This is a genomic window from Bifidobacterium apri (genome assembly GCF_009299485.1).
Taxonomy (GTDB): domain Bacteria; phylum Actinomycetota; class Actinomycetes; order Actinomycetales; family Bifidobacteriaceae; genus Bifidobacterium; species Bifidobacterium apri.
Genome location: NZ_WBSO01000003.1, coordinates 42,670 through 66,584, shown reverse-complemented (window position 1 = coordinate 66,584; position 23,915 = coordinate 42,670). Strand labels below are relative to the sequence as shown.

The following is a 23,915-nucleotide window of genomic DNA, read 5'->3' as shown; positions in this document are numbered from 1 at the left end:
CTACTCCTTGGATTCTTCATGATTGTCGTCGTCGCTGTCATCCTGATCCGTTGTCTCTTGCTGCGACGCCCACCTGGCGAAATACGCTTGCAATTCCTTCGGGTCGATCACCGATGTGGCTTCGGCGTTCACCGGCGCAGGAGCATTGGTGCGCGCGTGCCGCAGTGCGGTCGGATGCGATTCGTCTGCGTCGGAAGTATCGCCGGGCGCATGGTTCTCGGCCTCGTGACGCTGTGCAGCATCGGATGCTTGGATTCCTTCTGATTGGGGTTGTTCGGTCACTTCACCTTGCTCAAATTGCCCGGCGCTGCCGAAATCGATCTCCCCGCCGGGGTACCAGACCTGGTCAACATGCAGCGAGGCATACGAATGTGCGACGTCCTTCGGCTGTTCCTGCGCGGCCTGCGGCTGCCCTTCATGCCTGGCATGGCGCGAATGATGATGCGGTTGGAAGGCGACAGGAGCGGAGGCCTCGTGACGGTCGTCTTCCACCTTGTGTTCCGCCCCGCTGTGACGGCCATGCCGATGGTGGGACGTTTCCCCGGCTTCATCGCTGGTTGCAGATACGCCGGCCACGGGCGGATTCTCCGTGGCTTGGGCGCGTTCAACGGACGAATCCTGAACGGCGGCAACGGAAAGAACAGGCTGATCCGCCCCCGTCCGCTGTTGCATATCAGCAACGAGGTTACGCGACATCGGATCCACAACCACCGGCTCGGCAGCAACAGACCCGTTCCCGTCCGGCGACGAAACGTCCTCCCCGTGATTGTTCTGCCGGTCGAAAGCCGATTGTGCCGGCGCACCCGGGGCATGGCGCTTTCTGGGCTTGTTGCTCTTGCGGGGCGTGAATGTCCGTTTGATGATGCTCCAGCTGCCTGCAAACGCCTCCGAGAAGCTGATTTCGTCCGGATCCTTCGGTTTCGGCTTCCCCGGAGTCTTGCGACGTTTGACGTCCGGCATGGCGAACACCGATGCGGACAGAACGGTCATCAGCGCGAGCAGACCAGCAATGAAATAGAACGGCGTTGCGAAATCAGGAAGCTTCTCACGCACCCAATGGATGGTCACCGACGTGCGGGAAGAATTCGACCCGGTGTCGATCAACGCAATGACATCCGACGACGTTGCGCGTGATGTCAATGAGACGTTGCCGGTGCCACATTTGACCGACCGCCACATATCCGACGATTCGAATTCGACCGACGAATCCTGGGCTGTGGCACTGCCGGCGGTTTTCTGCGAGGATGTGGTCAGCGTCTGCCAGTCCGACATGCCGGTGATCCGCGTGTATGTGCTCCCTGCCAGCCATCCAGCGGCATCCTTTCGTGTGGACAATGCGATGCACACACGCGTTTTCGACGATTTGGCATGGACAACCAAGGTGGAGCGTTCCGCAACCATGGACAGGACGCCTGGATCCGTCATCGCGTACCTGCCGGAAACATTCACCGATGCCGCGATTTCGCTCGATGGACGCCAGATTGTGGCGTTGAGTGTGCCGAACACCACACATGCGACGGCGAGTAAACCGAACACCGGTGCGACGATGCCACGCATGATTCTGGCATGATGAGACGGCCGCTCAAATACGGCATGCTCTTCGTGTGATTCATGTGTCTTCGTCATAACGCCACTATTCTACAGACACCACCTCACTTCACCGGTGTTCAGGCGATACCTCCACCTGACCATCGCACAGAACACACCCGTGGCTTGCGGGCGCGCACCCGCACGAATCCGCGCGATATCATGGTCGGCCGCTAGTGTGGTAGCCATGCGTATTTCACCCAGACTTCGTCACACCGCCGCCAGCCTCATCACCGCCGTATGTGCCGCCGGCATGTGCCTCGGCGTCGCGGCATGCGGTTCGGGCAGTTCTTCGTCGTCATCATCGTCTTCTTCGGCATCCGCCAGTTCCAGCTCCTCAGGCGCGACACTCAACAAAATCGCCGGTGTCACGGCAACTGGCGAGCCCGGCAAAAAACCGACCGTGAAATTCCATACCCCCATGACCGTTCAGGACAACACGTATAGCGTGCTCCAACAAGGCAACGGCGAGACGATCAAAGAGGGCGACCGTCTGTGCGCCCAAGGCATCGCGCTCAACGCCAAGGACGGTTCCCAGCTCATGAGCACCTGGGAGAAGAACACGCCCGACTGCTCAATCGTCGTCAGCAAATCCACGACGACCACCGCCTACTACGAGATTCTCAAAGGCCAGAAAGTCAATGCGACCATCGCCTTCGGAGTCAATGACCAGAACTCTTCCGGCACGTCGTATCTCATGGTGCTGACCATCATCTCACGCACGAAGGCGCTGACCCGCGCAGAAGGCAAAGTAGTCACCGACATTCCGTCGAATCTGCCGAAGGTCACACTCGCCAGTAACGGCAAGCCTTCGCTGAATCTCAACGGTTACAAGCCAGACGGCAAGCTGGTCGTCCAGCCCCTGATCAAGGGCGATGGAGCCGCCGTCAAGTCCACACAGACCGTGGACGCCCAGTACTCCGGTTGGTATGCCGACAGCAAGGGCAAGCTCCACCAGTTCGACTCCTCGTGGAGCCGCGGCACATCATCACAGTTCTCGTTGTCCCAAGTCATCACCGGGTGGAAGACCGGACTGACCGGGCAGACCATCGGATCCCAGGTACTGCTGATCATCCCGCCAGACCAAGGTTACGGTTCCACTGACCAGACGGACAGCACCACTGGAAAGGTGACAATCCCCGCCAATTCCACGCTGTACTTCGTGGTTGACATTCTCTACGCATACTGATGATTGAGCGGATGCGGCCGCCACGCCCGCATTCGCCTCCCCCTATGCAAACTGGTTACGCTGAGACAACGCTCAGCGTAACCAGTTTGCATAGGGGGAGGATGTGGACGCCAAGTGCCCCGTGAATATCCACAAGCACGATCAGAACAGCCGCAGCGTGCCGTCCTCCTGCCCCTTCATGTCGTCATAATCCAGAATCATGCATTCGAAGCCGCGCTCATGGGCGAGCGTCTTGGCTTGCGCAGTAATGGTTTGTGCCGCGAAAATACCGCGAACCGGGGCGATCAGCGGATCACGGTTGAGCAGCTTGCAATAGCGGGTCAGCTGCTCCACCCCGTCAATGCCGCCATGCCGTTTGATTTCAATCGCCACATGCATGCCATTGCCATCGACCGCCATGATATCGACTGGCCCAATCGCTGTCGGATACTCCCGCCTGACCAGTTTGGCTCCTTCGCCGATCCGCTCGATTTGCTCAGCGAGATACCGTTGCAGATGGTCTTCAACACCATCCTTGACCAGTCCCGGATCTTCACCCAAATCGTACGTATGGTCCGCGTACACATGTTGCAGCGTGATTTCCAGCACGTCATCGCTTTTCTCGGCACACACCCGCAATACGCGCTCCGGAACAGGCGTATCCGGGTCAGCGTCGGCATCCGGCGGGTCAATCTGTCGAATGGTGCACGGGGCCGCCATCCAGTTCAATGGCTTGTATGATCCGAGCTCCGAAAAGATCAGAACGCTGTTATCCGCTTTTACCAGCAGCACGCGCTTGGCCAAGGGAAGCGACGCGTTCAGCCGCCCCGAATACTGCGCGCTGCAATCCGCAACAATGATTCTCACATCCGACAGCCTAACAGCACCACTGCCGTCACCCACCGCATCGCTGCAGTCACCATGCTTGGCTCCAATCCGCGCAAACTACAGCAGCCGCAACAACCGCAACAACCGCAACAACCCAAGCCTGATATCGCACAAAACGACAAGGGCCGGCCCGCCACCTATCGTGACAGACCGGCCCTACGCCGAAAACGAGGTCATGCTCAGACTTGTTGCCCGTCGTCTACAGTTCCGGGACCGGAAGTCTGAACCACGTCATGTCCGCGCTCAACCGCAACGGTGAGTTTGTTCGAATCGAAGGAAATGAATCCATCGGTGACATCGAAGGAATGCCGCACACCATCAGGGTCTACTACCGCGACCGTGCCGTCCTTGATGACGGTAAGCACCGGTTCGTGGTTCGGCAGGATGCCCATCCCGCCTTCGGACGCCGGAATGGTGACGGACTTCGCCGTGCCGGACCACAAGGGGCGGTCCGCCGCGACGATGTTCACCTGCATGGTTGTGCCCGCCATCAGTCGCCGTATTCCTTCTGCATGTCATGCCACTTCTTCTCGAGGTCATCGATACCGCCGATGCCGGAGAAGGCCTGCTCAGGAACGTCGTCATACACGCCGTCGCAGATGCGGGTGAAGGCCTCGATGGTCTCGTCCGCCGGAACGTAGGAGCCCGGACGACCGGTGAATTTCTCAGCCACATAGAAGTTCTGGCCGAGGAACTGCTCGATCTTGCGGGCGCGGTTGACGATGGTCTTGTCCTCCTCGCCGAGTTCGTCGATACCGATCAGGGCGATGATGTCCTGCAGCTCCTTGTTACGCTGCAGAATCGCCTTGACACGGTTGGCGCACTCGTAATGGGCCTGGCCGACATACCGCGGATCAAGGATGCGCGAGGTGGAAGCCAGCGGATCGACAGCCGGGTAAATACCCTTTGCTGCGATATCACGCGAAAGCTCGGTCGTCGCGTCCAAGTGGGCGAAGGTCGTTGCCGGGGCCGGGTCGGTGTAATCATCCGCAGGCACGTAAATGGCCTGCAGCGAAGTGATCGAGTGGCCACGGGTCGAGGTGATGCGCTCCTGGAGCGCACCCATCTCGTCGGCGAGGTTCGGCTGGTAGCCCACAGCGGAAGGCATACGGCCAAGCAGCGTGGACACCTCGGAACCGGCCTGGGTGAAGCGGAAGATGTTGTCGATGAACAGCAGCACGTCCTGGTTTTGCACGTCACGGAAGTATTCAGCCATGGTCAGTGCGGTCAGCGGGACACGCAGACGCGTCCCCGGAGGCTCATCCATCTGACCGAAGACCAGCGCGGTCTTGCTGAGCACGCCTGCCTCCGCCATTTCGCCGATCAGGTCGTTGCCTTCACGGGTACGCTCGCCAACGCCGGCGAACACGGACACGCCGCCGTGGTTCTGCGCCACGCGCTGGATCATTTCCTGGATCAGCACCGTCTTGCCGACGCCTGCGCCGCCGAACAGGCCGATCTTGCCGCCCTGCACGTACGGAGTCAGCAGGTCGATGACCTTGATGCCGGTTTCGAACATCTGGGTCTTGGACTCCAACTGGTCGAATGCCGGCGGATTGCGGTGGATTGGCCAGCGTTCCTTGACCGTGATGGTCTCGTCCGGCTTCTTGTTGAGGATATTGCCCGAGACATCGAACACATGCCCCTTGGTGACATCACCGACCGGGACCTCGATCGGGCCGCCGGTATCGGTCACCTCAGCGCCACGCACCAAGCCGTCAGTAGGCTTGAGCGCAACAGCGCGCACAGTGGAGTCGCCAAGGTGCTGCTCCACTTCCATGGTGATCTGGTGAAGTGTCTCACCCTCCGTGTTGCCCACACTGTTGAGCTTCACGGTCAGGGCGTTGTAGATGTCGGGCAGGTGGCCTACCGGGAACTCGACGTCGATGACGGAACCCTGGACGCGCGTCACGCGTCCGACGTTCACCGCTTCGACGTCGGTTTCGGAAGCCGCTGTGGTCTGGTTCTCAGCCATATGCGTTCCTACTCTTCCTCTTTGTTCAGCGCGTCGGCGCTGCCGATGATTTCGGTAAGTTCTTGGGTGATCGATGCCTGGCGCGAGGCGTTGAGCTTGCGCGTCAGCTCGTCGACAAGGTTGCGTGCGTTGTCCGTGGCCGTATGCATGGCGTTCTGGCGGGATGCCGTTTCCGATGCCGCCGAAGTCAGCAGGCACTCGTGAATACGCGACTGGATGTACTTCGGCATAATCGCGTTCAGCACCTTTTCCAGACTCGGTTCGAAGGTGTACAACGGAGTCGCCTGCGCTGCGGTGGATTCGGGGATCGGACCGGAATCCTGTCGGGCTTCCGGCACGACTTCGACCGGCAGCATGCGCAGGACACGGACCTTCTGCACGACCATGTTCACGAATTCGGTGAATACGATGTACAGTTCCGAGACTCCACCCTGATCCGCTGGCTTCATATACGCGTCCAGCAGGGTATTGGAAATCGATTCCGCGACTTCCACGCCCGGCTTGTCGCTGTCGCCCTCCCACGAGGCCGCCACCTGACGGTTGCGGTACTTGTAGTAGGTGACGCCGCGACGACCGTACACATACAGCTGCGGTTCCTTGCCTTTGTCGGCAAGACGGGCGAGCAGGGATTCCGTTTCCTTGATGATCGACGAGGTGTACGCACCGGCCATACCGCGGTCCGACGTCAGAGCCAGCACGGCGACGCGCGGGTTCTTCTCGTCGGACTTCACGATTGGATGGTCGATATGAGTGTGCTCCGCCAACGCTTGCACGGCATCGAAAATCGCATCGCTGTAAGGCTTGGCGTTCAGCGCCACCTCACGCGCCCTCGCGATGTGCGAGGACGCGATCATCTCCTGGGCGTTGAAGATCTTCTCCAACGACTGGGTTGAGGCGATTCTTGATTTCAATGCGAGTTGCGAGCCCATGGGTCACTTCTCCCCTGCGACGATCTTTTCCTGCTCGACCGGGGTGTCGGTCTTGGCGACGGGCTTCTTCTCGATAAGCGGCTTGCCGGCCTTCGTCACGTACGTGGCACGGAAGTCATCAACGGCCTGTTCAAGGGCCTTTTCCGTGTCGGCGGTGAAATCACCGGTGTCACGAATCGTCGTGAGAATGTCCGTGTTGTGGGCCACGTAGTCAAGCATGCCCTTCTCGAAGGGAAGCACGTCCGCAAGTTCGAGGTCATCGAGCTTGCCATGCGTACCAGCCCAAATCGAGACGACTTCCTGTTCCATCGAGTACGGGGACATCTGCGGCTGCTTGAGCAGCTCGGTCAGACGCGCGCCACGAGTCAGCTGGGCCTTGGATGCGGCGTCCAGATCGGAGGCGAACATCGCGAAGGACTCGAGCGACTTGTACTGCGCCAGCGAGATCTTCAGCGTACCGGAGACCTTCTTCAGCGCCTTCGTCTGCGCTGCGCCACCGACACGGGACACAGAGATACCGACGTCGACAGCCGGACGCTGGCCTGCGTTGAACAGGTCGGACTGCAGGAAGATCTGGCCGTCGGTGATGGAAATCACGTTGGTCGGAATGTATGCAGACACATCGTTGGCCTTCGTTTCGACGATCGGCAGACCGGTCATCGAGCCGCCGCCCAAATCGTCGGACAGCTTGGCGCAACGTTCCAGCAGACGGGAGTGCAGGTAGAACACGTCGCCCGGGTATGCCTCGCGCCCCGGCGGGCGACGGAGCAGCAGCGAAATCGCTCGGTAGGCTTCAGCCTGCTTGGACAGATCATCAAACACGATGAGCACATGCTTGCCGTGATACATCCAGTGCTGGCCGATGGCCGAACCCGTGTACGGGGCGATGTACTTGAAACCTGCGGAATCAGAGGCCGGGGAAGCCACGATCGTCGTGTACTCCATCGCGCCCGCCTCTTCGAGGCTCTGACGCACAGAGGCGATGGTGGAACCCTTCTGGCCGACGGCCACGTAGATGCAGCGCACCTGCTTCTTCGGGTCTCCGGACTTCCAGTTGTCCTTCTGGTTGATGATCGTGTCGATGGCGATGGCGGTTTTACCCGTCTGGCGGTCGCCGATAATCAGCTGACGCTGACCGCGGCCAATCGGGGTCATCGCGTCGATTGCCTTCAGGCCGGTGGACAGCGGCTCGTCGACTGGATGACGATGCATCACGTCCGGAGCCTGCGCCTCGAGAATACGGCGGCCTTCGCTCTTGATCTCGCCGAGGCCGTCGATAGGCTGTCCCAGCGGATTGACTACACGGCCAAGGTATCCGTCGCCGACCGGTACGGACAGCACTTCGCCGGTACGGCGGACTTCCTGACCCTCCTCGATGCCGGCGAAGTCACCGAGGATGACCACACCGATTTCGCGGGCGTCAAGGTTGAACGCCAGACCAAGCGTGCCGTCCTCAAAGGTCAGCAGCTCATTGGCCATGCAACCAGGCAGTCCCGTCACGTGCGCAATGCCATCACCACACGTCGCGACATAACCGACCTCCTGGGTCGGATTGTCAGACGGCTTGTAGGACTCGACGAAGTCGTCGAGGGCCTTGCGTACCGCGGCGGGATCAATGGTAAGTTCTGCCATGATCACTCCTTATTGTTCTTGTTCATGTAAGTCTTTCGCGCTTTCACACGGAAACGACTCGTGTCACTACCCGTTTAGGCGGTGACCTGTACGCTGCGCTTGAGCTTGTTCAGCTGGGCGATCACCGTGTTGTCGTTGACCTCGTGGCCGATCTGCACGCGCATACCGCCCAACACCGTCGGATCAACCACCGAGTTGATATGCACGGCATGGCCGGTGCGCTTGGTGTAGATCTTGGTGAGCCGGTCAACCTGCTCGTCCGACAGCGGGGCAGCGGTGGTCACGGTGACCATCGATTCGCCCATATGACGCGACAGCTTGTTGATCAGCCACTGGATGGTGGCAAGGTAACGGCGGTGCCGCGGATTCTCCGTGGCATGCTCGGCAAGGCGCATGGTGACCTTGCTGATCTCATTGCCGGACAACACGTTGTGCAGCAACTCGACGCGCGCCTCTACCGTGGAATGCTCGTCGTACAAGCGGGTGCGGACCACCGGCATGTTGAGCAACGCCGAATGCAGCTCGGCAAGCTCCACCGATACCTTCATGGTGGTTCCGGTCGCGTCCGCATAGTACATCATCGCATCCACGCCGAAATCTTCGACCGCGTTCGCGATATCATGCGGCTTGCTCCACCGGCGTTGCACCAGATCGTCAAGGATCTCGACGGTCATCGGATGGGCTTTGCCTTCAAGCAGCGTGTGCACCATGGTGGTCTTGTCGGCAGCGGGACGTGCGGGGTCGGTCAGCGCCCGTTCGACCTGGATATTGTGGTCGAGCAGATCGGTGACTGCGAACAGCTCGTTGCCCACACGCCAGGCATCCTCACCGGTCGCCTTCAATTTCGGCGCCAGCGAGTCACGCGAGACGCGGTCTGCGATGCGTGAAGCCTCTCCTCGCATGTGATCTCACTTCCTTCGCTTACTTGTTGCTGTCTGCATCCATCTCGTCGATCATCTTGTCAAGCATCTGCGTCTGAGTGGCGCTCGAGCTCAACTCCGATCCGAGAATCTTGCCTGCCAGAGCCGTAGCCAGCGTGCCGACCTCACCCTTCAAGCTCACCAGAGCCTGCTTTTGCTGGGATTCAATCGAACGCTGCGCGTTCTCGGCGATCTGGGCTGCATCGGATTCAGCGCGCGAACGCGCATCAGCGATGATATGGGATGCTTCGGCACGGGCGTCGTCGCGGATCTTGGATGCCTCGACACGCGCCTGGCTGAGCTGATCCTCATACTTCTTCTTGGCCTCGTCAGCGTCTTTCTGCGCTTTCTCGGCCTGTTCCATACGACCTTCGATCTTGGCCGCACGGGCGTCGAAGACAGCTTGGAACTTCGGCATGATGTACTTGTAGAAGCAGACCGCGATGACAACGAGAATGACCAATGACCACACGATGTCATACGTTTCAGGCAAAAACAGCGAAATACCGCTTTTCTCTGCCAGTGGCATGGGTGTTCTCCTTTCCTGCTCGGGTTTCTACTTGATTGTGATCCGTCCTGTTCGCCGGCCGGTCACTTGGCCATGACGAAGGCGACGAAGCCGAGCAGGCCGAGCAGCTCGATCATTGCCAGGCCGATGAACATGAGGGTCTGAATACGGCCGGAGACCTCAGGCTGGCGAGCGGTGCTCTCCAGAGCCTTGCCGACCAGGATGCCCATGCCGATACCAGGGCCGATGGCGGCAACGCCGTAGCCCAGAACGCTGATGTTGCCTGCAACCTCGGCGAGAGTGATGATATCCATGTGTTGTCCTTTCTTACCGAAATCTGACATGGTACGCGGCTCCGCGTCGCGGGGCCGAAGATTTTCCTTGCCCGGCGCCCCAAGACACCGGTGCACTCGCTTGATTCAATTATGGCGCATCGTTCATCACGATGCCGGGCAGACACGGCCGCTATGGGCGGTCGTGCCTGGCACCGTTGCAATCCGTCACGCAGCGCGTATGGCACGCCACGTATGTCGAATCACTCGACTTCCGGATAGCTCTGGTTGATGTACACCGTCGAGAGGATCGCGAACACATACGCCTGAAGGCCTGCCACGAACATCTCGAAGCACACGAACGCGAAACCACCCAACAGCCACAGCACGCCGACAGGCTTGATAGCCCAGTTCGACGCTTCGATGAGATAGAACTGTGTGAATGCCAAGCATGTCGCGACCAGCAAGTGGCCTGCGATCATGTTGGCGAACAGTCGGACGGTCAGCGAGAACGGACGAATGATCAGCACCTCAAGCAGGTTGATCGGGCCGAGAATGATATCGATCGGCAGCGGAACCCCCGGAGGCATCAGTTCGCCGCGCAGGTAGTGAAGGAATCCCTTCTCACGGCACGCGGCAATCCAATACTGGACAAACGTCCACAGTGCGAATACGAGCGGCATGGTCACGGTGGCCGTAGCCGCCATGTTCATGCCAGGGATGACACCGCACAGATTGAACACGAAAATCGTGAAAAACAGTGTGGTAATCATCGGCACGTACCGGCGTCCGCGCTCCTCGCCCATCACCTGATAGACGATGTTGTCACGGACGAAATCAAGCAGCGTCTCAATCATGCCCTGCCAACGGCCGGGAACGAGTTTGGCGCGCTTCGCCGTAATGCACATCACCAGCAGCAGCACGATAGTGGCAACGATTCGGATGAGAATGATGCGGTTAATGGCGAACGGCGTGCCTTGGAACAGGATCGGATCGGGAAGAAAATCGTCGATCGAGGGCAGTTCAGGACCCGCGTTGGCCGCAAGCACGAGCTGCGTGCTGACTTGTGACACCATCTACGCCTCCTACTTCTCGTAACAGCTGTCAGTTTAGCCCAACGCCCTGAGCGAATGTGACCGGAAGATTTCGGCACACATGTACACGGCGTGGCGAGTAGGTCGGGCGCCGACGGGGCCGGCGCCTGCCTTCGACTCCGAACGGCTACGTGGAGATTGTACGACGTTTTCACGCGTCTTGGTAACAATTCTTTCACATTCTCGAACCGTTTTTAGATAAAACGGTTCGAATTGCCGAACGCTACGCAAGACGTTGCTATCCGGTATGTGGACAGCGCTCGCGACAGAAGTCAGGCGTCAGAGCCGGCGGCTACAGGTCCTGCCGGCCTCGGCGATATCGCGGAACGCACTCGTTCGTCCTGAGCATAATCGCCCTCGATCAAACCATATCCGTCCATGATCATCGGTGCATACCCGTCGCGGCGCGGCGCGCCCGGAGCATGGCGGATCGACCGATCCGTACCCAACCGCTTCTGCGCGCGCAACTGCGGAACCTCACGCAAGTCGTACGGCGTGGTCTGGTACACCCAATTCAGCCAGTTGCGCCACAACAAGTTCGCATGCGCACGCCAGCTGAACAACGGCTCGAGCTTCGGGTCGTCATGCGGGAAATAGTTCTCCGGGAACGGCACGTTCGTCAGCCCTTTGGCCATATCGCGCTCATACTCCTCGGCGAGCGTCATCTTGCCATACTCCCAATGACCAAGAGCGAACACCTCGGAGAAATCACGCGTCGCAATCAAACCCGGGCCGGACTCCGGGCCCCAGGTAAGCACCTGAAGATCGGGATTCGCCGCGATATCGTCCTCATCCACACCGGCAAGCCGGGAATGCGGCTGCAACGCGATCTCATCGAAGCCGTTGGTCAGGAAGCAGTACTCGTCCTGCAAGTACTGCGGATAGACACCGAACAGCTTCTGCGGCAACAGATGCTTGCGCACGCCATAGCGGTAGTGCAGGGCGCCCATCGCCCCCCAGCACAGGTACATCGTCGAAAACACATGCGAGCCAGCCCAGTCAAGAATCTCCTTGAACTCGTCCCAGTAATCGACTTGGTCGAACTCCAAATGCTCCACCGGCGCGCCGGTCACCACGAAGCCGTCGTAATAGTTGTCCCGGAACGCGTCAAGGTTTTCATAGAACTTCACCAGATGATCGGCACTGACATGCTTGGATTCGTGGGTCGAAGTCTTCATGAAATCAACCTCGACCTGCAGCGGCGACTTCGATATCAGCCGCAGCAGCTGGGTCTCGGTCTCAATCTTCTTGGGCATGAGATTCAAGATCACCAAGCGCAGCGGGCGCACACGCTGGCGCTCAGCTTCAGGTTTCTCCAGCGCGAAAATGCGCTCGGAGTCGAGGATGGCACGTGCGGGCAGGCCGCTTGGAATCTTGATAGGCATGATTCCATTATGGCTGTTGGTCCGATATGTGTTTGGTGTCGGCTGAAATGTGACCGGTGTGCGGACGGATGGCGGCGGCAGGTGCGGTATGAGCTTATCCCGGCATTCATGTGACCGGCGCGGGCAGATGACGGGATTGGCGGTCAGGATTCCGGGGATTCTTGCGCGATTCTTGCGGGAATCCTTGCGAGATTCTTGCGCTCGAGGTTGGGCGTGACCGACGCGCGAACGATTACGGGCGGGACTATCGGTGTGGCTACCGGCTGCCGTCAACCGCCGATGTGCCTGGTGCGCGAATGGTAGCGCCGTAATGCCCCGGAATCAGGAACGTCCGGCATCATTCGCCGTGTGAGCCAATCCTCACAAACCGGGTACACGTGCCAGCAAAACAGCGGATTCCCGCTTCCCAACCACCCACTGCGTGAGCCAATCCTCACACAACACGTCACCCACACCCTCCAGCCTGCAGATTCCGGACACCCAACCACCCGATTTGTGAGCCAATCCTCACAAACCCAGCACCAGGACAGCCAACACAGTGGATTCCGACCTCCCGACCACCCATTGTGTGAGCCAATACTCACACAACGCGTCACCCACACCTGCCTGCCGGCAGATTCCAGACATCCGACCCCCACTATGTGAGCGAATCCTCACAAACCACGTCATCCGCACCTTCCAGCCTGCAAATTCCGGCCATCCAACCACCCGATTTGTGAGCCAAACCTCACAAACCCAGCACCCGGCCGCCGCAAACCGCAGTCTTGGAATAGCTGCACTACCCACTGTGTGAGCCAATCCTCACAAACCGGGTACACGAGCCACAAAAACAGCAGATTCCCGCTGCCCAACCACTCACTTTGTGAGCCAATCCTCACACAACACGCCACCCACACCCGCCTGCCTGCAGATTCCAGACATCCGACCCCCACTATGTGAGCGAATCCTCACAAACCACGTCACCCACACCTTCCAGCCTGCAGATTCCAGACATCCGACCCCCACTATGTGAGCCGATCCTCACAAACCCAGCATCAAGACAGGCAACACAGCGGACTCCCACTTCCCAACCACCCGTTGTGTGAGCGAATCCTCACACAAGCGCCGTCCGTGCGGCACCCATCAGCCTCACGCATGCCACGACATACACGCCGCCCACAACAGGCGTCCTAGAACCAACATCACACCAATCAATCAGTCTCACGCATGCCACGACATGCGCCAACGCAACAGGCGATCCATCCATCCTGGGTGCCATCTGCTCTGAGCTGAACGGCACGCCGATTTGACAATTCCCTGCCGTTCGATAAAGTAGATGACTGCTGCTTGAAGCAGCCGACGCGGGGTGGAGCAGCTCGGTAGCTCGCTGGGCTCATAACCCAGAGGTCCATGGTTCAAATCCATGCCCCGCTACCAATCAATGAAAACCGTGATTCGACATCTGTCGGTCACGGTTTTCTGCATTCCGCACTGATTCGCGTCAGGTTCACCGGCGAGCGCCAGCTCTTCGCGTCAGACCGTCAACCGCAACGCGAACCACCGAATATCGGAATATGGGAGTTGACTGCTTCCTTGCGAGTAAGATTCCGACAGGAGCAGAAGAAGGGAACAGAATGCGTATCTCTCAACCGTTGCAACCCATGGCACCACTGATTGCGCTCACACTCGGATCGCTGTCGATTGTGTCGCTCGCGCAAGGCATCGTCACCGTGCCGTCGCACATCAACATCTCCACGATCATGGAAATCATCGCCGGCATCATCGGTCTCGCGTTGACCGTGTGGGTCATCATCGCCATGCGCACCAACACCAGCGATGATGATGACGACAACAACAACGATGCCAACGACGCCGATGGCTCATTCGGCAGCAACGATGACTTCGCCCACGACATCCGCTCTGACAACACCATCGATGTTGAACGGTAAGCGCCTGCTTATCTGAACGTCCTAATATCCGGATCCCCATACCCGGCAGATTCGGATAAGGCAAATCCGGGACAAGGCAGGCCAGGACAAGGCAAATCCCAAACGCGGCAGGTCCCAGACAAAGCAGGTTCGGACAAGGCAGATCCCGGAAAGGCAGATCCCGGAAAGGCAGGTTCGGACAAGGCAGGTTCGGACACGGCAGTTCCCTGACACGGCAGGTCCGGGTTATGTACCTTGGGGTATCCGGATTACGCGTGGCGGATTCGTGCCACAACATAACCACGACATAACCACGGCACAAGCACAACCACCACACAAGGCTCGGGTACCACGGCTTGACAGCCCGGAACGACGGCAGGATCAGGCATGTAGGTGAGATGATGCGCTCACAATGTGGGTGGTTGGGGTGGCTGTGGGGGGCAGGATCGGGCATGTATGTGAGATGATGCTGCAGCCTGGCGTAACGTCGCGTTATCATTGACGGCAAACGTTTGACGTAATCGGGGGTGGGCACTTCACAAACACGCATCCGCACTACGCGGCTACGTGCGAAGACGTCCCGCCGGCGCACAAAACAGGAAGCGGTGTCACCTCGCTACCGGCATGCACCGGAACGACACCCCACCAACGCCCAAACCAACAGCCAAACCAACGGCCAAACCAGCAACCAGACCAGAAACCAGGAATCCGCCCAGATGGCATCACAGCACCAGCAAGAGCAGCGTTCGACCGGCAGCCAGCCGAACGCATCAGCAATCCCATCCGCCCAGCAACACACACCGCAGCCAATGTCGCCTGCCGCCCACAAGGACAAAAGCGACGCCGGCTACGCCAAAGACCTCAAGCCACGCCACATCCAGATGATCGCCATCGGCGGCTCCATCGGTACCGGTCTGTTCCTCGGCGCGGGCGGGCGTCTCGCGCAAGGCGGCGCCGGACTGACCATCGCCTACGCCGTGTGCGGTGTGTTCGCGTTCCTCATGGTCCGCGCGCTCGGCGAGCTCGCGATCCGCCGCCCATCCTCCGGCGCATTCGTGTCCTACGCACGCGAATTTCTCGGCGAAAAAGGCGCGTACATCACCGGCTGGCTGTTCTTCCTCGACTGGTCCACTACCGTCATGGCGGATATCACCGCAGTCGCACTGTACTTCCACTACTGGCAGGCGTTCAAGGCCGTTCCCCAATGGGTGCTCGCCTTGTGCGCGCTCGCCGCGGTGTTCGCGCTCAACATGCTGAGTGTCAAGGCGTTCGGCGAGGCCGAGTTCTGGTTCGCCGCCATCAAGGTATTCACGATTCTCGCGTTCATGGTCATCGCCATCTGGGCGATTATCACCGGCGCTCCGGTCGGGCAGTATCATGCGGGATTGGCGAATATCACCGACCACGGCGGGTTCTTCCCTGAAGGCATCGCGCCGGTTTTCGCGCTGACGCTTGGCGTGGTCTTCGCGTTCGGCGGCACCGAAATGGTGGGCGTCGCCGCCGGCGAAGCGAAAGAGGCACAGCAGGTCCTGCCCAAGGCCATCAATTCCATGATCGTGCGTATTTTCGGCTTCTATGTCGGCTCGGTTATTCTGATGGCCCTTGTGCTGCCGTATACCGCCTACTCATCGAACGAATCGCCGTTCGTCACTTTCTTCTCGGGTATCGGCATTCCCCATGCCGGCGATGTCATTCAGGTTGTCGTGTTGACCGCCGCACTGTCGTCGCTGAATGCCGGTCTGTATGCGACCGGCCGCACGCTGCGCTCGTTGGCGATTGCGGGGTCCGGCCCGAAGTTCGCCGCCCGTATGAACAAGAACCATATTCCTTACGGCGGCATTATGATCACATCAGCACTCGGTCTGATCGGCGTGGTGCTCAACGCTGTGCTGCCTGCCAATGCCTTCGATATCATCATGAATCTCGCCGGTATCGGCATCGCCGGCACGTGGTCGTCGATTCTGGTCACGCATCTCGCGTTCCTCAAGCGCGTCAAAGCAGGCAAGGAGCAGCGGCCTGAATATCGGATGCCTGGAGCGCCGTTCACGGATTATCTGGCGCTCGCGTTCTTCGCCATCGTCGTCATCTCGAATCTCACCAGCGCGTCCGGCAGGTGGACACTTGCGTTGTTCGCGGTGGTCGTGGTCGCGATGGTCATCGGCTGGTATGCGGTACGCGGACGGATCGACGGCAGCTTGATGGACGAAATCCTTGACAATGACGAGGATGAGGATTCCATCGAAGAGCTGAGCGACGATTTCGCCGCCGCTTGATTCCACGCGATCGGGCGAATCGGAATCATCCCCCGCAACCGAAGCGTAGGATACTCGAAGAACACGGCAGAACCGCAAGGAGACAGGATGCGTATTCATATCACCTATACCGGCGGAACGATTGGCATGGTCGAATCCGACCATGGGCTCGTCCCCGGCGCCGACATGCGCGGATGGCTGCGCCGCTTGCTCGGGGAAAGCGACGAGCTGAGCGATGGGGATGTTACCCTCACCGAACTTGACCCGCTGATTGACTCGTCAAACGCGACCCCTGACAACTGGCAGTCGATGATTGACGACCTGTATGCCCACCGTGAGGAGGCAGACGCGTTTGTCGTGCTGCACGGCACCGACACGATGAGCTACTCTTCGGCGGCGTTGTCTTACGCGCTCACCGGTTTCGGCAAACCAGTGATTTTCACTGGATCACAGCATCCGCTGGGCAAAATCGAATCCGATGCGACCGCGAACGTGACCGGCGCACTGAACGCCGCGCTGAGCGGGCGCGCCACCGGTGTGTCACTGTTCTTCGGTCATCACCTGTTCGCCGGCAATCGCGTGACCAAAGCCTCCAGCTGGGCGTTCGAGGGATTCAACTCGCCGTCCACCGGCATGCTCGCGTGTACGGGCACGCCGTGGCAGTGGGAATCGTTCGACAATCCAGGCGAAGGCTGGCCGACCCCCAAACCATACACGCGGCATGATGTGGCGGTGATCGACACGGTGCCCGGCATGAGTGCCGACCGGCTCGCCGCCATGCTCAATCCTTTGCCTGAGGCGGTATTGCTGCGCGCCTACGGTGTCGGCAACATCCCCAGTCTTGAGCCTGGATTCACTGATGTTATCGCGAACGCACTCGACGCGGGAGTCCCCGTGATTGTCGCATCGCAATGCGAGCAGGCGAATGTGCTCCTCGGCAGGTACGAAACCGGTGACGCCATCGCAAAAGCCGGCGCGGTCGGCACTGGCGATATGACGCTCGAGGCCGCATACGCGAAAATCATCTTCCTGTTGTCGCAAGGACTGACCGGAACCGAGCTTTCCGCGTGGATGGGCCGTTCCATCGCTGGTGAAATCACCGTGCAGAACGACTAAGCGCCCCTTCTCTGTTTCTGCCGACACTGACATGCCTCCCAGCGTCGGCAGAAGCAGAATCAAAACCCTCCACCGACGCTCACATCCTCCTCAGTGTCGGTCAAACCCTCCACCGACACTCACGGCACACTCACCGTCGGCAGAAGCAGAATCAACCCCCTCTGCCGACACTCACGACGCCCTCAGCGTCGGCAGAGGCAGAGGACGACGGGGCGCCAGGAAGCGGCGCAACGGACGGAACAGAGCCTGAATTTCAGGGAAACTCCTGCGTTTCTCGCTTGTCAATCATTCACCTGTAACGATTTTGCCCATACAATGGCGGTATGACCGAACATGCAAAGACAATGAACACCGCTGCAGCGACGACAGCGAAGACAGCCACACAGACAAAGACAGCCAAGACATCAACAACCTCCAACAGCACGACACGCAAGCGCACGGTTCGGCGCAAAACCACCGCATCCGCAACCGCCACCGCATCCGCAACGGCCTCGACACGCACCGCATCCTCCGGATTCGGTCGCATCGCCATCTTCGACATCACTCCGCATGGCGAAACGACTCCACGCGTCGAACTCGGCGAACAATTCCACGTCAGCGCGCAACTCGCCGCCGAGCAGGGGCTGACGCTCGCCGCAACCGCAATCGTGCGCAATCCGCGCGGCAAAGAAACCATGCGCCGAACCATGACCTGCACCAACCCGGGACTCAGCCGTTGGGAAACCGACGTGCAGGCCGGCGAGCCAAGCGATATCCGCCCGTGGCAGTCCGGCTGGTCGGCGGTCAAACGCCAGCTCGGCGAGTGGACGGTCAGCATCGAGGCGTGGCTTGACCCGTATGCTACATGGCTCAAGCAAGCACGCAACGCCATCGACACACGCGAAGACGTCGAAAACGCCCTCGATGCCGGCGCCTCACTGCTGCGCCGCTGGGCTTCGACCCATGACGCACATCTGACCGCCGGCGAGCGCAGCGCACTGAAGAAAGCCGCCGACACGCTGGCCGACCGTCAGCTCTCGGTCGCGGAACGCTTCTCGGCAGCAACAATCGATAAGGTCACCGCCCTGCATACGGTCAAACCGCTCCGGGACGGCGTATCCGACAGCGAGCCGCGCACCTTCCGTGTGGAACGTCCGGCTTCCAGTTTCACCGCTTGGTATGATTTCTTCCCGCGTTCCGAGGGCGCAACAGACGATGATGCGGCCGGCTTCACACGCCCCGGTACCCTTGCCACAGCTGTGTCCGGTCTTGAGCGTGCCGCAGCTGAAGGCTTCGACACGGTGTGCTTGCCTCCGATCAGCCCGATCGGCGTGACCGGGCGTCGCGGCCGCAACGGTGCCGCCCATGCGGGCGCTCATGATCCGGGCTCCCCGTACGCTGTCGGCTCGGCTGAGGGTGCTGCGGACAGCGTCGATCCGGCGCTCGGCACGATGGATGATGTCCGTGCGTTCACCGCGAAAGCCCATGAGCTGGGTCTTGAGGTGGCGCTGGATGTGTCATTGTTCGTTTCACCTGATAATCCGTGGATTGCCGAGCATCCGCAGTGGGTGCGCCGCAAGTCTGATGGCACACCTGCCGATCCGCTCAATCCGTTCGATCTGCAATCAGAGCGCAAGGACATGCTCCCGCTTGACTTCGATGCCGATTCTGACGGCATTGTCAAGGCGATCGTCCGCACCTTGGATGTGTGGGTGAAGGCCGGTGTGACGGCTTTCCGCGCGGTCGAACCGTACCGCTGGCCGGCGCAGGTTTGGCAACAGATCATTGAACGGACCCGCCACGTACACCCGGAGGTGCTGTTCCTCGCCGAATCCTTCACCGCCCCCGCGATGATGGGCGCGCTGAGCCGCGCCGGCTTCACCCAGTCGGACTGCTACTTCCCGTGGCGCAATACCAAACGCGAGCTGGAAGAGTACCTGTTCGAGGCGAACAGCGACGCCGCGTACACGCAGCATGACACGTTCTGGCCGTCCACGCATCGCATTCTCACCGATTATCTGCGCGATAACGGCATCGCCGGCTACGCGATCCGCGCGGTACTCGCCGCGACGGGTGTGCCGAGCTGGGGCATTGCCAGCGGTTATGAGCTGGTGGAGAACAAGCAGCAGCCGGGCACGCAAACACCTGAGAATCCCGAGGAATACGAGATCCGTGTGCGCGACTGGAGCCAGGCCGGCAAGTACGGTATCGCCGAGCTGCTGACATCGCTCAACGCGATCCGCAAGCGTCACCCGGCAGTGCGCAGCTACCATAATCTGACGATTCTGGACAGCCCGGATGCGAATATTCTCGCGTTCGCCCGTCACACGCCCGCCGAGCTCACGGCTGATGGCAAACCGGACACGCTGATTGTGGTCGTGAACCTTGACGGCCATGAGGCGCACCAGTCCATGATCCGTCTCGATCCGACCGCATTCGGCCTGCCCGCCGGCGAGCCGTTCACTGTGGTGGACGAGCTGACCGGCCGCACGTTCACGTGGACGAACGACAACTACGTCTCTCTCGCCCCGTGGGCGGACGTCGCGCACGTGTTGAGCGTCAAGCGGTAATTCGACGAGGCGTTCGACACCCGATAGACGGCGCAATCCGCCTCGCATGGCATACGTGCCGGGTACCGAGTATCCTGAATAACGGAAATCCTGCTGTCTATCAAGGAGATTCGAAATGGCAGAAACCTTCAATGTCGTTGTGGAGATTCCGCGCGGTTCCAAGAACAAGTATGAAGTGGACCATGAGACTGGCCGCATCTTCCTGGATCGTACGCTGTTCACCGCTATGGGCTACCCGGATGACTACGGCTACATCGACGGCACGCTGGGTGAGGACGGCGATCCGCTGGACGCGCTCGTGATGATCCCGAATTCCGTGTTCCCGGGCTGCGTGGTCGAGTGCCGCGCCGTCGGCCTGTACCACATGGTTGACGAGGCGGGCGGCGACGACAAGGTGCTGTGCGTGCCTGCCGACGTGCGTTTCGACGACATCAAGGACGTCGACGATGTCAACGAATATCACAAGGCCGAAATCAAGCACTTCTTCGAGCAGTACAAGGCTCTGGAGCCAGGCAAGGAAGTCAAGCCGGGAGATTTCTGGGCTGGCGCCGACAAGGCCGAGGCTGAGATCAAGGCTGCGCGCGAGCGTCTCGCCGCTTCCGAAGCCAAGTGACGTGGCGGGTTCGGTTTTCGGCTTGACGTCTAAGGCTTGATAGCAATCGCCAGGACCGCGCCCAAATCGAGCTCCGTACATATTCGACGCAAAGGGGTCGTCCCGATTGGGGCGGCCCCTTTCGTGTGCCTCCGCACGCGTGATCTGTGCCGTTGAGCCCATCCGCATCATCCGCGGTTGTCTTTCCGCGGCAAACGACTATACTTGACTGGGTAATTTCGACATGCGAACAGATTCATGCGAATTCAAAGCCGCTCTACGCCGGCAGTCGCAATGTCGGACCGTAAGGCGTAGGCGGCACACCGTCGAGGCCCATCCGCGCCGCGGATGAACCCATGTAGTGACTATGACATCAAGCACTTCCCTGGTTGGCATTCTTCTTATCGCGCTTTCGGTTTCGATGGACGCGTTCGCCGTCTCCATCGGCAAAGGTTTGACCGTGCGCCGGGTACGCCCGTTGGACGCGCTGAAAACCGCCCTATGGTTCGGCGGGTTCCAGGCGCTGTTTCCACTGCTGGGATATCTGGTGGCCGGTACCTTCAGCAACTATGTGACCGCTGTGGATCATTGGATTATCTTCGGACTGCTCGCGCTGATCGGCGGCAATATGATCCGGGAAGCGTTCGAGGAGGATGACGAGAACGCGCGCGAGACGCCTCAGTTTGATTGGCGGCACATGCTGCCGCTTGCCGTGGCTTGCAGCATCGACGCGTTCGCCATCGGCGTGAGTTTCGCGTTCATGAAGGTGAATATCGTGTCGTCGGTGTTGATCATCGGTGTGGTGACCGGCGCGTTCTCCGCCGCCGGCCTGCATATTGGCCACGCGTTCGGTGCCAAATGGCAGAAGCCTGCGCAGATTGCGGGCGGCGTGATTTTGATGCTGATCGGTATCAAGGTGCTGCTCGAGCATCTCGGCGTCATCGCCTGGTAGCGGGCGGTACCCGCAGCGACGGACGATGGGCAGATAGCGCCGCATCTCCGAGTTCCCGGCGAGCATCGCGCGCAGGATATCCGAAATGATACGGCTGCTGCCGCAGATTGTGGCACATGCATTTCCAATCGTGTGATTCTGCGGCGCAGACAGCCCGGGATGTCGGCGAAGCGGTCACATCTGCGAGACGCCGGAACAGTCCCCACGCGGCCCCGGGCATGTGGGGATGCATGTACGTCATCTTGCCCGAAATACCACGGAAATTGGGAGAATCCGCCCTAGAGATACCCTGGCAACCGCACGTTGCGAATCCATCTCGAAGCAGCCGGGACCCCTCAATCCCGCCGCGGCAATGGCGCTACGGCAATCAAAGTCGTGAAACGCAAGATGTACGGCCGCGGAACATCAGCCTGCAACACCAAACTGGCACAGCAGCAACGCCAGCGTCGCCGCGAACGACACCAGCCCCAGCAGCATCACCGGAAGCAGTGCAATCCCGATCCACGGGGCAGGCACGGCTGGATCTGGATCGAAATCCTTCAGCCAGAACCGCGACGCAATCACCATCAACACCACCAACGCCAACGCAACCACGCACACCGCGTCAGCCGCCCAGAACCGCGGACCGCCAAATGGGCGAGTGGATGCGACAACCGAAATGAACAACCAGCCCGGCATACTCGCCATCGCCACCACACCGGTCAGGCTCTGCGACAGCGAGCGCAGCAGATTGGTACGCTCTTTACGCGCCATCTGACGAGCGAACCCGATAACCGTAAACAATGCGAGCAGCATCACGTACACACAAGCCCAACGAATCAGCGGGCTTGCGGCGACAGCCAGCTTGCCGGTCACACGCAGCGGGGGATACAGCACCCCACTGCCCAGCGCGTTGAATGCGAACACGAACGAAACCAGCCCTGCGAGTACGCCGAGCAACCGGTCGATCCACGTGCCGCGGAACGGCCAGAACACGGTGAACGCCACCATCGCCGCGATGCACAGCGGGACTTCCAAGAACAACGCGAACTGGCCGAGCAGACCGGCGCCGACCAGCAGGACCAGCGCGATGATCTGCACGGCGAGCACACCGCGGTACGACCGGCTCGGGAGGGTGCTGTCGGATTGTGTCTGTTGTTCCATAAGTCCATTCCTTCCGCCGAGGGGCTGACCTGCTGCAGCACGGTGCCATGCGAATCGCGCAGCCGCGAAACCCGCAATCATGTTATGGGCATGTTACCGGCATGTGACGCCATGACAGGTTCCTAACACATTGTAGCCGCGCTCTTGCCCATACTCTGCCATATGGAAGCACTGCTCCTGATCATCTGGGTTGCCATAACATTACAGCTGTAAACTATGTGAAAACCGTAATTCGACCGGAGGGCTGCAACATGACTGATTTGACGTTGATGACCTCTGCCAGTGACCCCGCATCCGTATTGCCGTCGCTCGCGCTGCTCTCGCATAGGGTGCGCGTGCTGCCGATGGATGCGGCGAGTCTGGTGAAGATGCCGGAAAGCACCGTCTTGTTCCTTGATGCCAGGGACGATCTGGCCACGGCGAAGACCTTGTGCCGTCTGATTCACGCCTCCGGTTTGTCCACACCGATCGTGCTGATCCTCACCGAAGGCGGGTTCACCGTCGTCAACTCACAGTGGGGCATCGCCGACGTGGTCGTCGCCAACGCCTCACCAGCCGAAGTCGAAGGTCGTTTGCGACTGGTCACGGAACGAGGCAACATGCCGTCAGGCGTTCCGTCCAGCGCCGGTGGCACCCAAGACACGGACGGACTGATTCGTTGCGGCGATCTGGTCGTCGACACGAACGGGTACACCGCCAGTCTGCACGGCCACCCCATCGATTTGGCGTATAAGGAATTCGAACTGCTCAAATATTTGGTCCAGCATCCCGGCCGTGTGTTCACCCGCGCCCAGCTGCTGCAGGAAGTGTGGGGGTACGACTATTACGGTGGCACGCGAACCGTGGATGTCCACGTGCGACGGCTGCGCGCCAAGCTCGGCGGTGAATATGAGCACGTCATCGGCACGGTGCGCAATGTCGGCTACCGTTTCGATCCGCCGGAAGATGACAAAGACGACAGCGCGGCCCGGGCGAACGCTTCCCAGGCTTGATTCCGGCTGTTCAGGCTGATTCGAGCCGCCCTTGTGCGGACGAATCCTTACGCA

General features: G+C 60.0%; 20 protein-coding genes and 1 tRNA gene. 9 read left to right on the top strand and 12 right to left on the bottom strand.

The features are described 5' to 3' along the window. Nucleotides 1–1,626: a hypothetical protein gene (locus tag DSM100238_RS02915; RefSeq protein ID WP_152355249.1), complete on the bottom strand. Its 1,626-nt coding sequence runs from the start codon at nucleotides 1,624–1,626 to the stop codon at nucleotides 1–3. A 148-nt stretch (nucleotides 1,627–1,774) separates the two neighbouring features. On the opposite strand from DSM100238_RS02915, the gene DSM100238_RS02910 reads away from it, so the two are divergent. Then, nucleotides 1,775–2,776, top strand: a complete 1,002-nt coding sequence (locus DSM100238_RS02910) for an FKBP-type peptidyl-prolyl cis-trans isomerase (RefSeq protein WP_152355248.1) — start codon at nucleotides 1,775–1,777, stop codon at nucleotides 2,774–2,776. Between the two features lie 141 nt (nucleotides 2,777–2,917). On the opposite strand, the gene nucS is transcribed toward DSM100238_RS02910, so the two are convergent. The 10 genes from nucS to DSM100238_RS02860 form a co-directional block, all read right to left on the bottom strand. Then, a complete protein-coding gene (nucS, locus tag DSM100238_RS02905; RefSeq protein WP_152355247.1) occupies nucleotides 2,918–3,622 on the bottom strand; it encodes an endonuclease NucS in 705 nt (234 codons plus the stop codon). Between the two features lie 200 nt (nucleotides 3,623–3,822). Next, entirely contained in the window at nucleotides 3,823–4,134 is a 312-nt protein-coding gene (locus DSM100238_RS02900) for a F0F1 ATP synthase subunit epsilon (RefSeq protein ID WP_167511001.1), read from the bottom strand. After that, nucleotides 4,134–5,618 (bottom strand): F0F1 ATP synthase subunit beta, encoded by a 1,485-nt coding sequence (atpD, locus tag DSM100238_RS02895; protein WP_152355245.1) that lies wholly within the window; start codon nucleotides 5,616–5,618, stop codon nucleotides 4,134–4,136. The genes DSM100238_RS02900 and atpD overlap by 1 nt, the downstream gene beginning before the upstream one ends. 8 nt (nucleotides 5,619–5,626) lie before the next feature. Then, entirely contained in the window at nucleotides 5,627–6,547 is a 921-nt protein-coding gene (locus DSM100238_RS02890; RefSeq protein WP_152355244.1) for a F0F1 ATP synthase subunit gamma, read from the bottom strand. Between the two features lie 3 nt (nucleotides 6,548–6,550). After that, on the bottom strand, nucleotides 6,551–8,179 hold the full coding sequence (atpA, locus tag DSM100238_RS02885; protein ID WP_026503185.1) for a F0F1 ATP synthase subunit alpha: 1,629 nt from the start codon (nucleotides 8,177–8,179) through the stop codon (nucleotides 6,551–6,553). A gap of 74 nt (nucleotides 8,180–8,253) precedes the next feature. Continuing rightward, nucleotides 8,254–9,081, bottom strand: a complete 828-nt coding sequence (locus DSM100238_RS02880) for a F0F1 ATP synthase subunit delta (protein ID WP_152355243.1) — start codon at nucleotides 9,079–9,081, stop codon at nucleotides 8,254–8,256. Between the two features lie 19 nt (nucleotides 9,082–9,100). Continuing rightward, a complete protein-coding gene (locus DSM100238_RS02875) occupies nucleotides 9,101–9,628 on the bottom strand; it encodes a F0F1 ATP synthase subunit B (protein WP_152355242.1) in 528 nt (175 codons plus the stop codon). A gap of 62 nt (nucleotides 9,629–9,690) precedes the next feature. Continuing rightward, nucleotides 9,691–9,921: an ATP synthase F0 subunit C gene (gene atpE, locus DSM100238_RS02870; protein WP_015451080.1), complete on the bottom strand. Its 231-nt coding sequence runs from the start codon at nucleotides 9,919–9,921 to the stop codon at nucleotides 9,691–9,693. A gap of 221 nt (nucleotides 9,922–10,142) precedes the next feature. Beyond that, on the bottom strand, nucleotides 10,143–10,955 hold the full coding sequence (atpB, locus tag DSM100238_RS02865) for a F0F1 ATP synthase subunit A (RefSeq protein ID WP_152355241.1): 813 nt from the start codon (nucleotides 10,953–10,955) through the stop codon (nucleotides 10,143–10,145). Between the two features lie 290 nt (nucleotides 10,956–11,245). Further along, nucleotides 11,246–12,358: a homoserine O-succinyltransferase gene (locus tag DSM100238_RS02860; RefSeq protein WP_152355240.1), complete on the bottom strand. Its 1,113-nt coding sequence runs from the start codon at nucleotides 12,356–12,358 to the stop codon at nucleotides 11,246–11,248. A 1,339-nt stretch (nucleotides 12,359–13,697) separates the two neighbouring features. Between DSM100238_RS02860 and DSM100238_RS02855 the strand changes: the two genes are divergently transcribed. The 7 genes from DSM100238_RS02855 (at nucleotide 13,698) to DSM100238_RS02825 (ending at nucleotide 21,726) form a co-directional block, all read left to right on the top strand. Next, nucleotides 13,698–13,774: transfer RNA gene (locus DSM100238_RS02855), tRNA-Met, on the top strand. Between the two features lie 197 nt (nucleotides 13,775–13,971). After that, nucleotides 13,972–14,286, top strand: coding sequence for a hypothetical protein (locus DSM100238_RS02850; RefSeq protein WP_152355239.1), 315 nt, complete (start codon nucleotides 13,972–13,974; stop codon nucleotides 14,284–14,286). Between the two features lie 695 nt (nucleotides 14,287–14,981). Beyond that, nucleotides 14,982–16,538, top strand: coding sequence for an amino acid permease (locus DSM100238_RS02845; RefSeq protein ID WP_205730674.1), 1,557 nt, complete (start codon nucleotides 14,982–14,984; stop codon nucleotides 16,536–16,538). Nucleotides 16,539–16,625: 87 nt separating this feature from the next. Next, nucleotides 16,626–17,633: an asparaginase gene (locus tag DSM100238_RS02840; RefSeq protein WP_152355238.1), complete on the top strand. Its 1,008-nt coding sequence runs from the start codon at nucleotides 16,626–16,628 to the stop codon at nucleotides 17,631–17,633. A 323-nt stretch (nucleotides 17,634–17,956) separates the two neighbouring features. Then, on the top strand, nucleotides 17,957–20,182 hold the full coding sequence (locus tag DSM100238_RS02835) for a maltotransferase domain-containing protein (RefSeq protein ID WP_152355237.1): 2,226 nt from the start codon (nucleotides 17,957–17,959) through the stop codon (nucleotides 20,180–20,182). Nucleotides 20,183–20,297: 115 nt separating this feature from the next. Further along, nucleotides 20,298–20,795 carry an inorganic diphosphatase gene (locus DSM100238_RS02830; protein WP_152355236.1) on the top strand — a complete coding sequence of 166 codons (498 nt, stop codon included), beginning with the start codon at nucleotides 20,298–20,300 and terminating at the stop codon, nucleotides 20,793–20,795. Between the two features lie 346 nt (nucleotides 20,796–21,141). Next, the gene (locus DSM100238_RS02825) at nucleotides 21,142–21,726 is read left to right on the top strand and encodes a manganese efflux pump MntP (RefSeq protein ID WP_152355235.1); all 585 of its coding nucleotides are present in this window, start codon (nucleotides 21,142–21,144) and stop codon (nucleotides 21,724–21,726) included. A 405-nt stretch (nucleotides 21,727–22,131) separates the two neighbouring features. Here DSM100238_RS02825 and DSM100238_RS02820 read toward each other — a convergent pair whose 3' ends face one another. Further along, complete coding sequence (locus DSM100238_RS02820; protein ID WP_152355234.1) at nucleotides 22,132–22,869, bottom strand: hypothetical protein; 738 nt, start codon at nucleotides 22,867–22,869, stop codon at nucleotides 22,132–22,134. Between the two features lie 251 nt (nucleotides 22,870–23,120). Between DSM100238_RS02820 and DSM100238_RS02815 the strand changes: the two genes are divergently transcribed. Further along, nucleotides 23,121–23,861: a winged helix-turn-helix transcriptional regulator gene (locus DSM100238_RS02815; protein WP_152355233.1), complete on the top strand. Its 741-nt coding sequence runs from the start codon at nucleotides 23,121–23,123 to the stop codon at nucleotides 23,859–23,861. The last annotated feature ends 54 nt before the right edge of the window (nucleotides 23,862–23,915 follow it).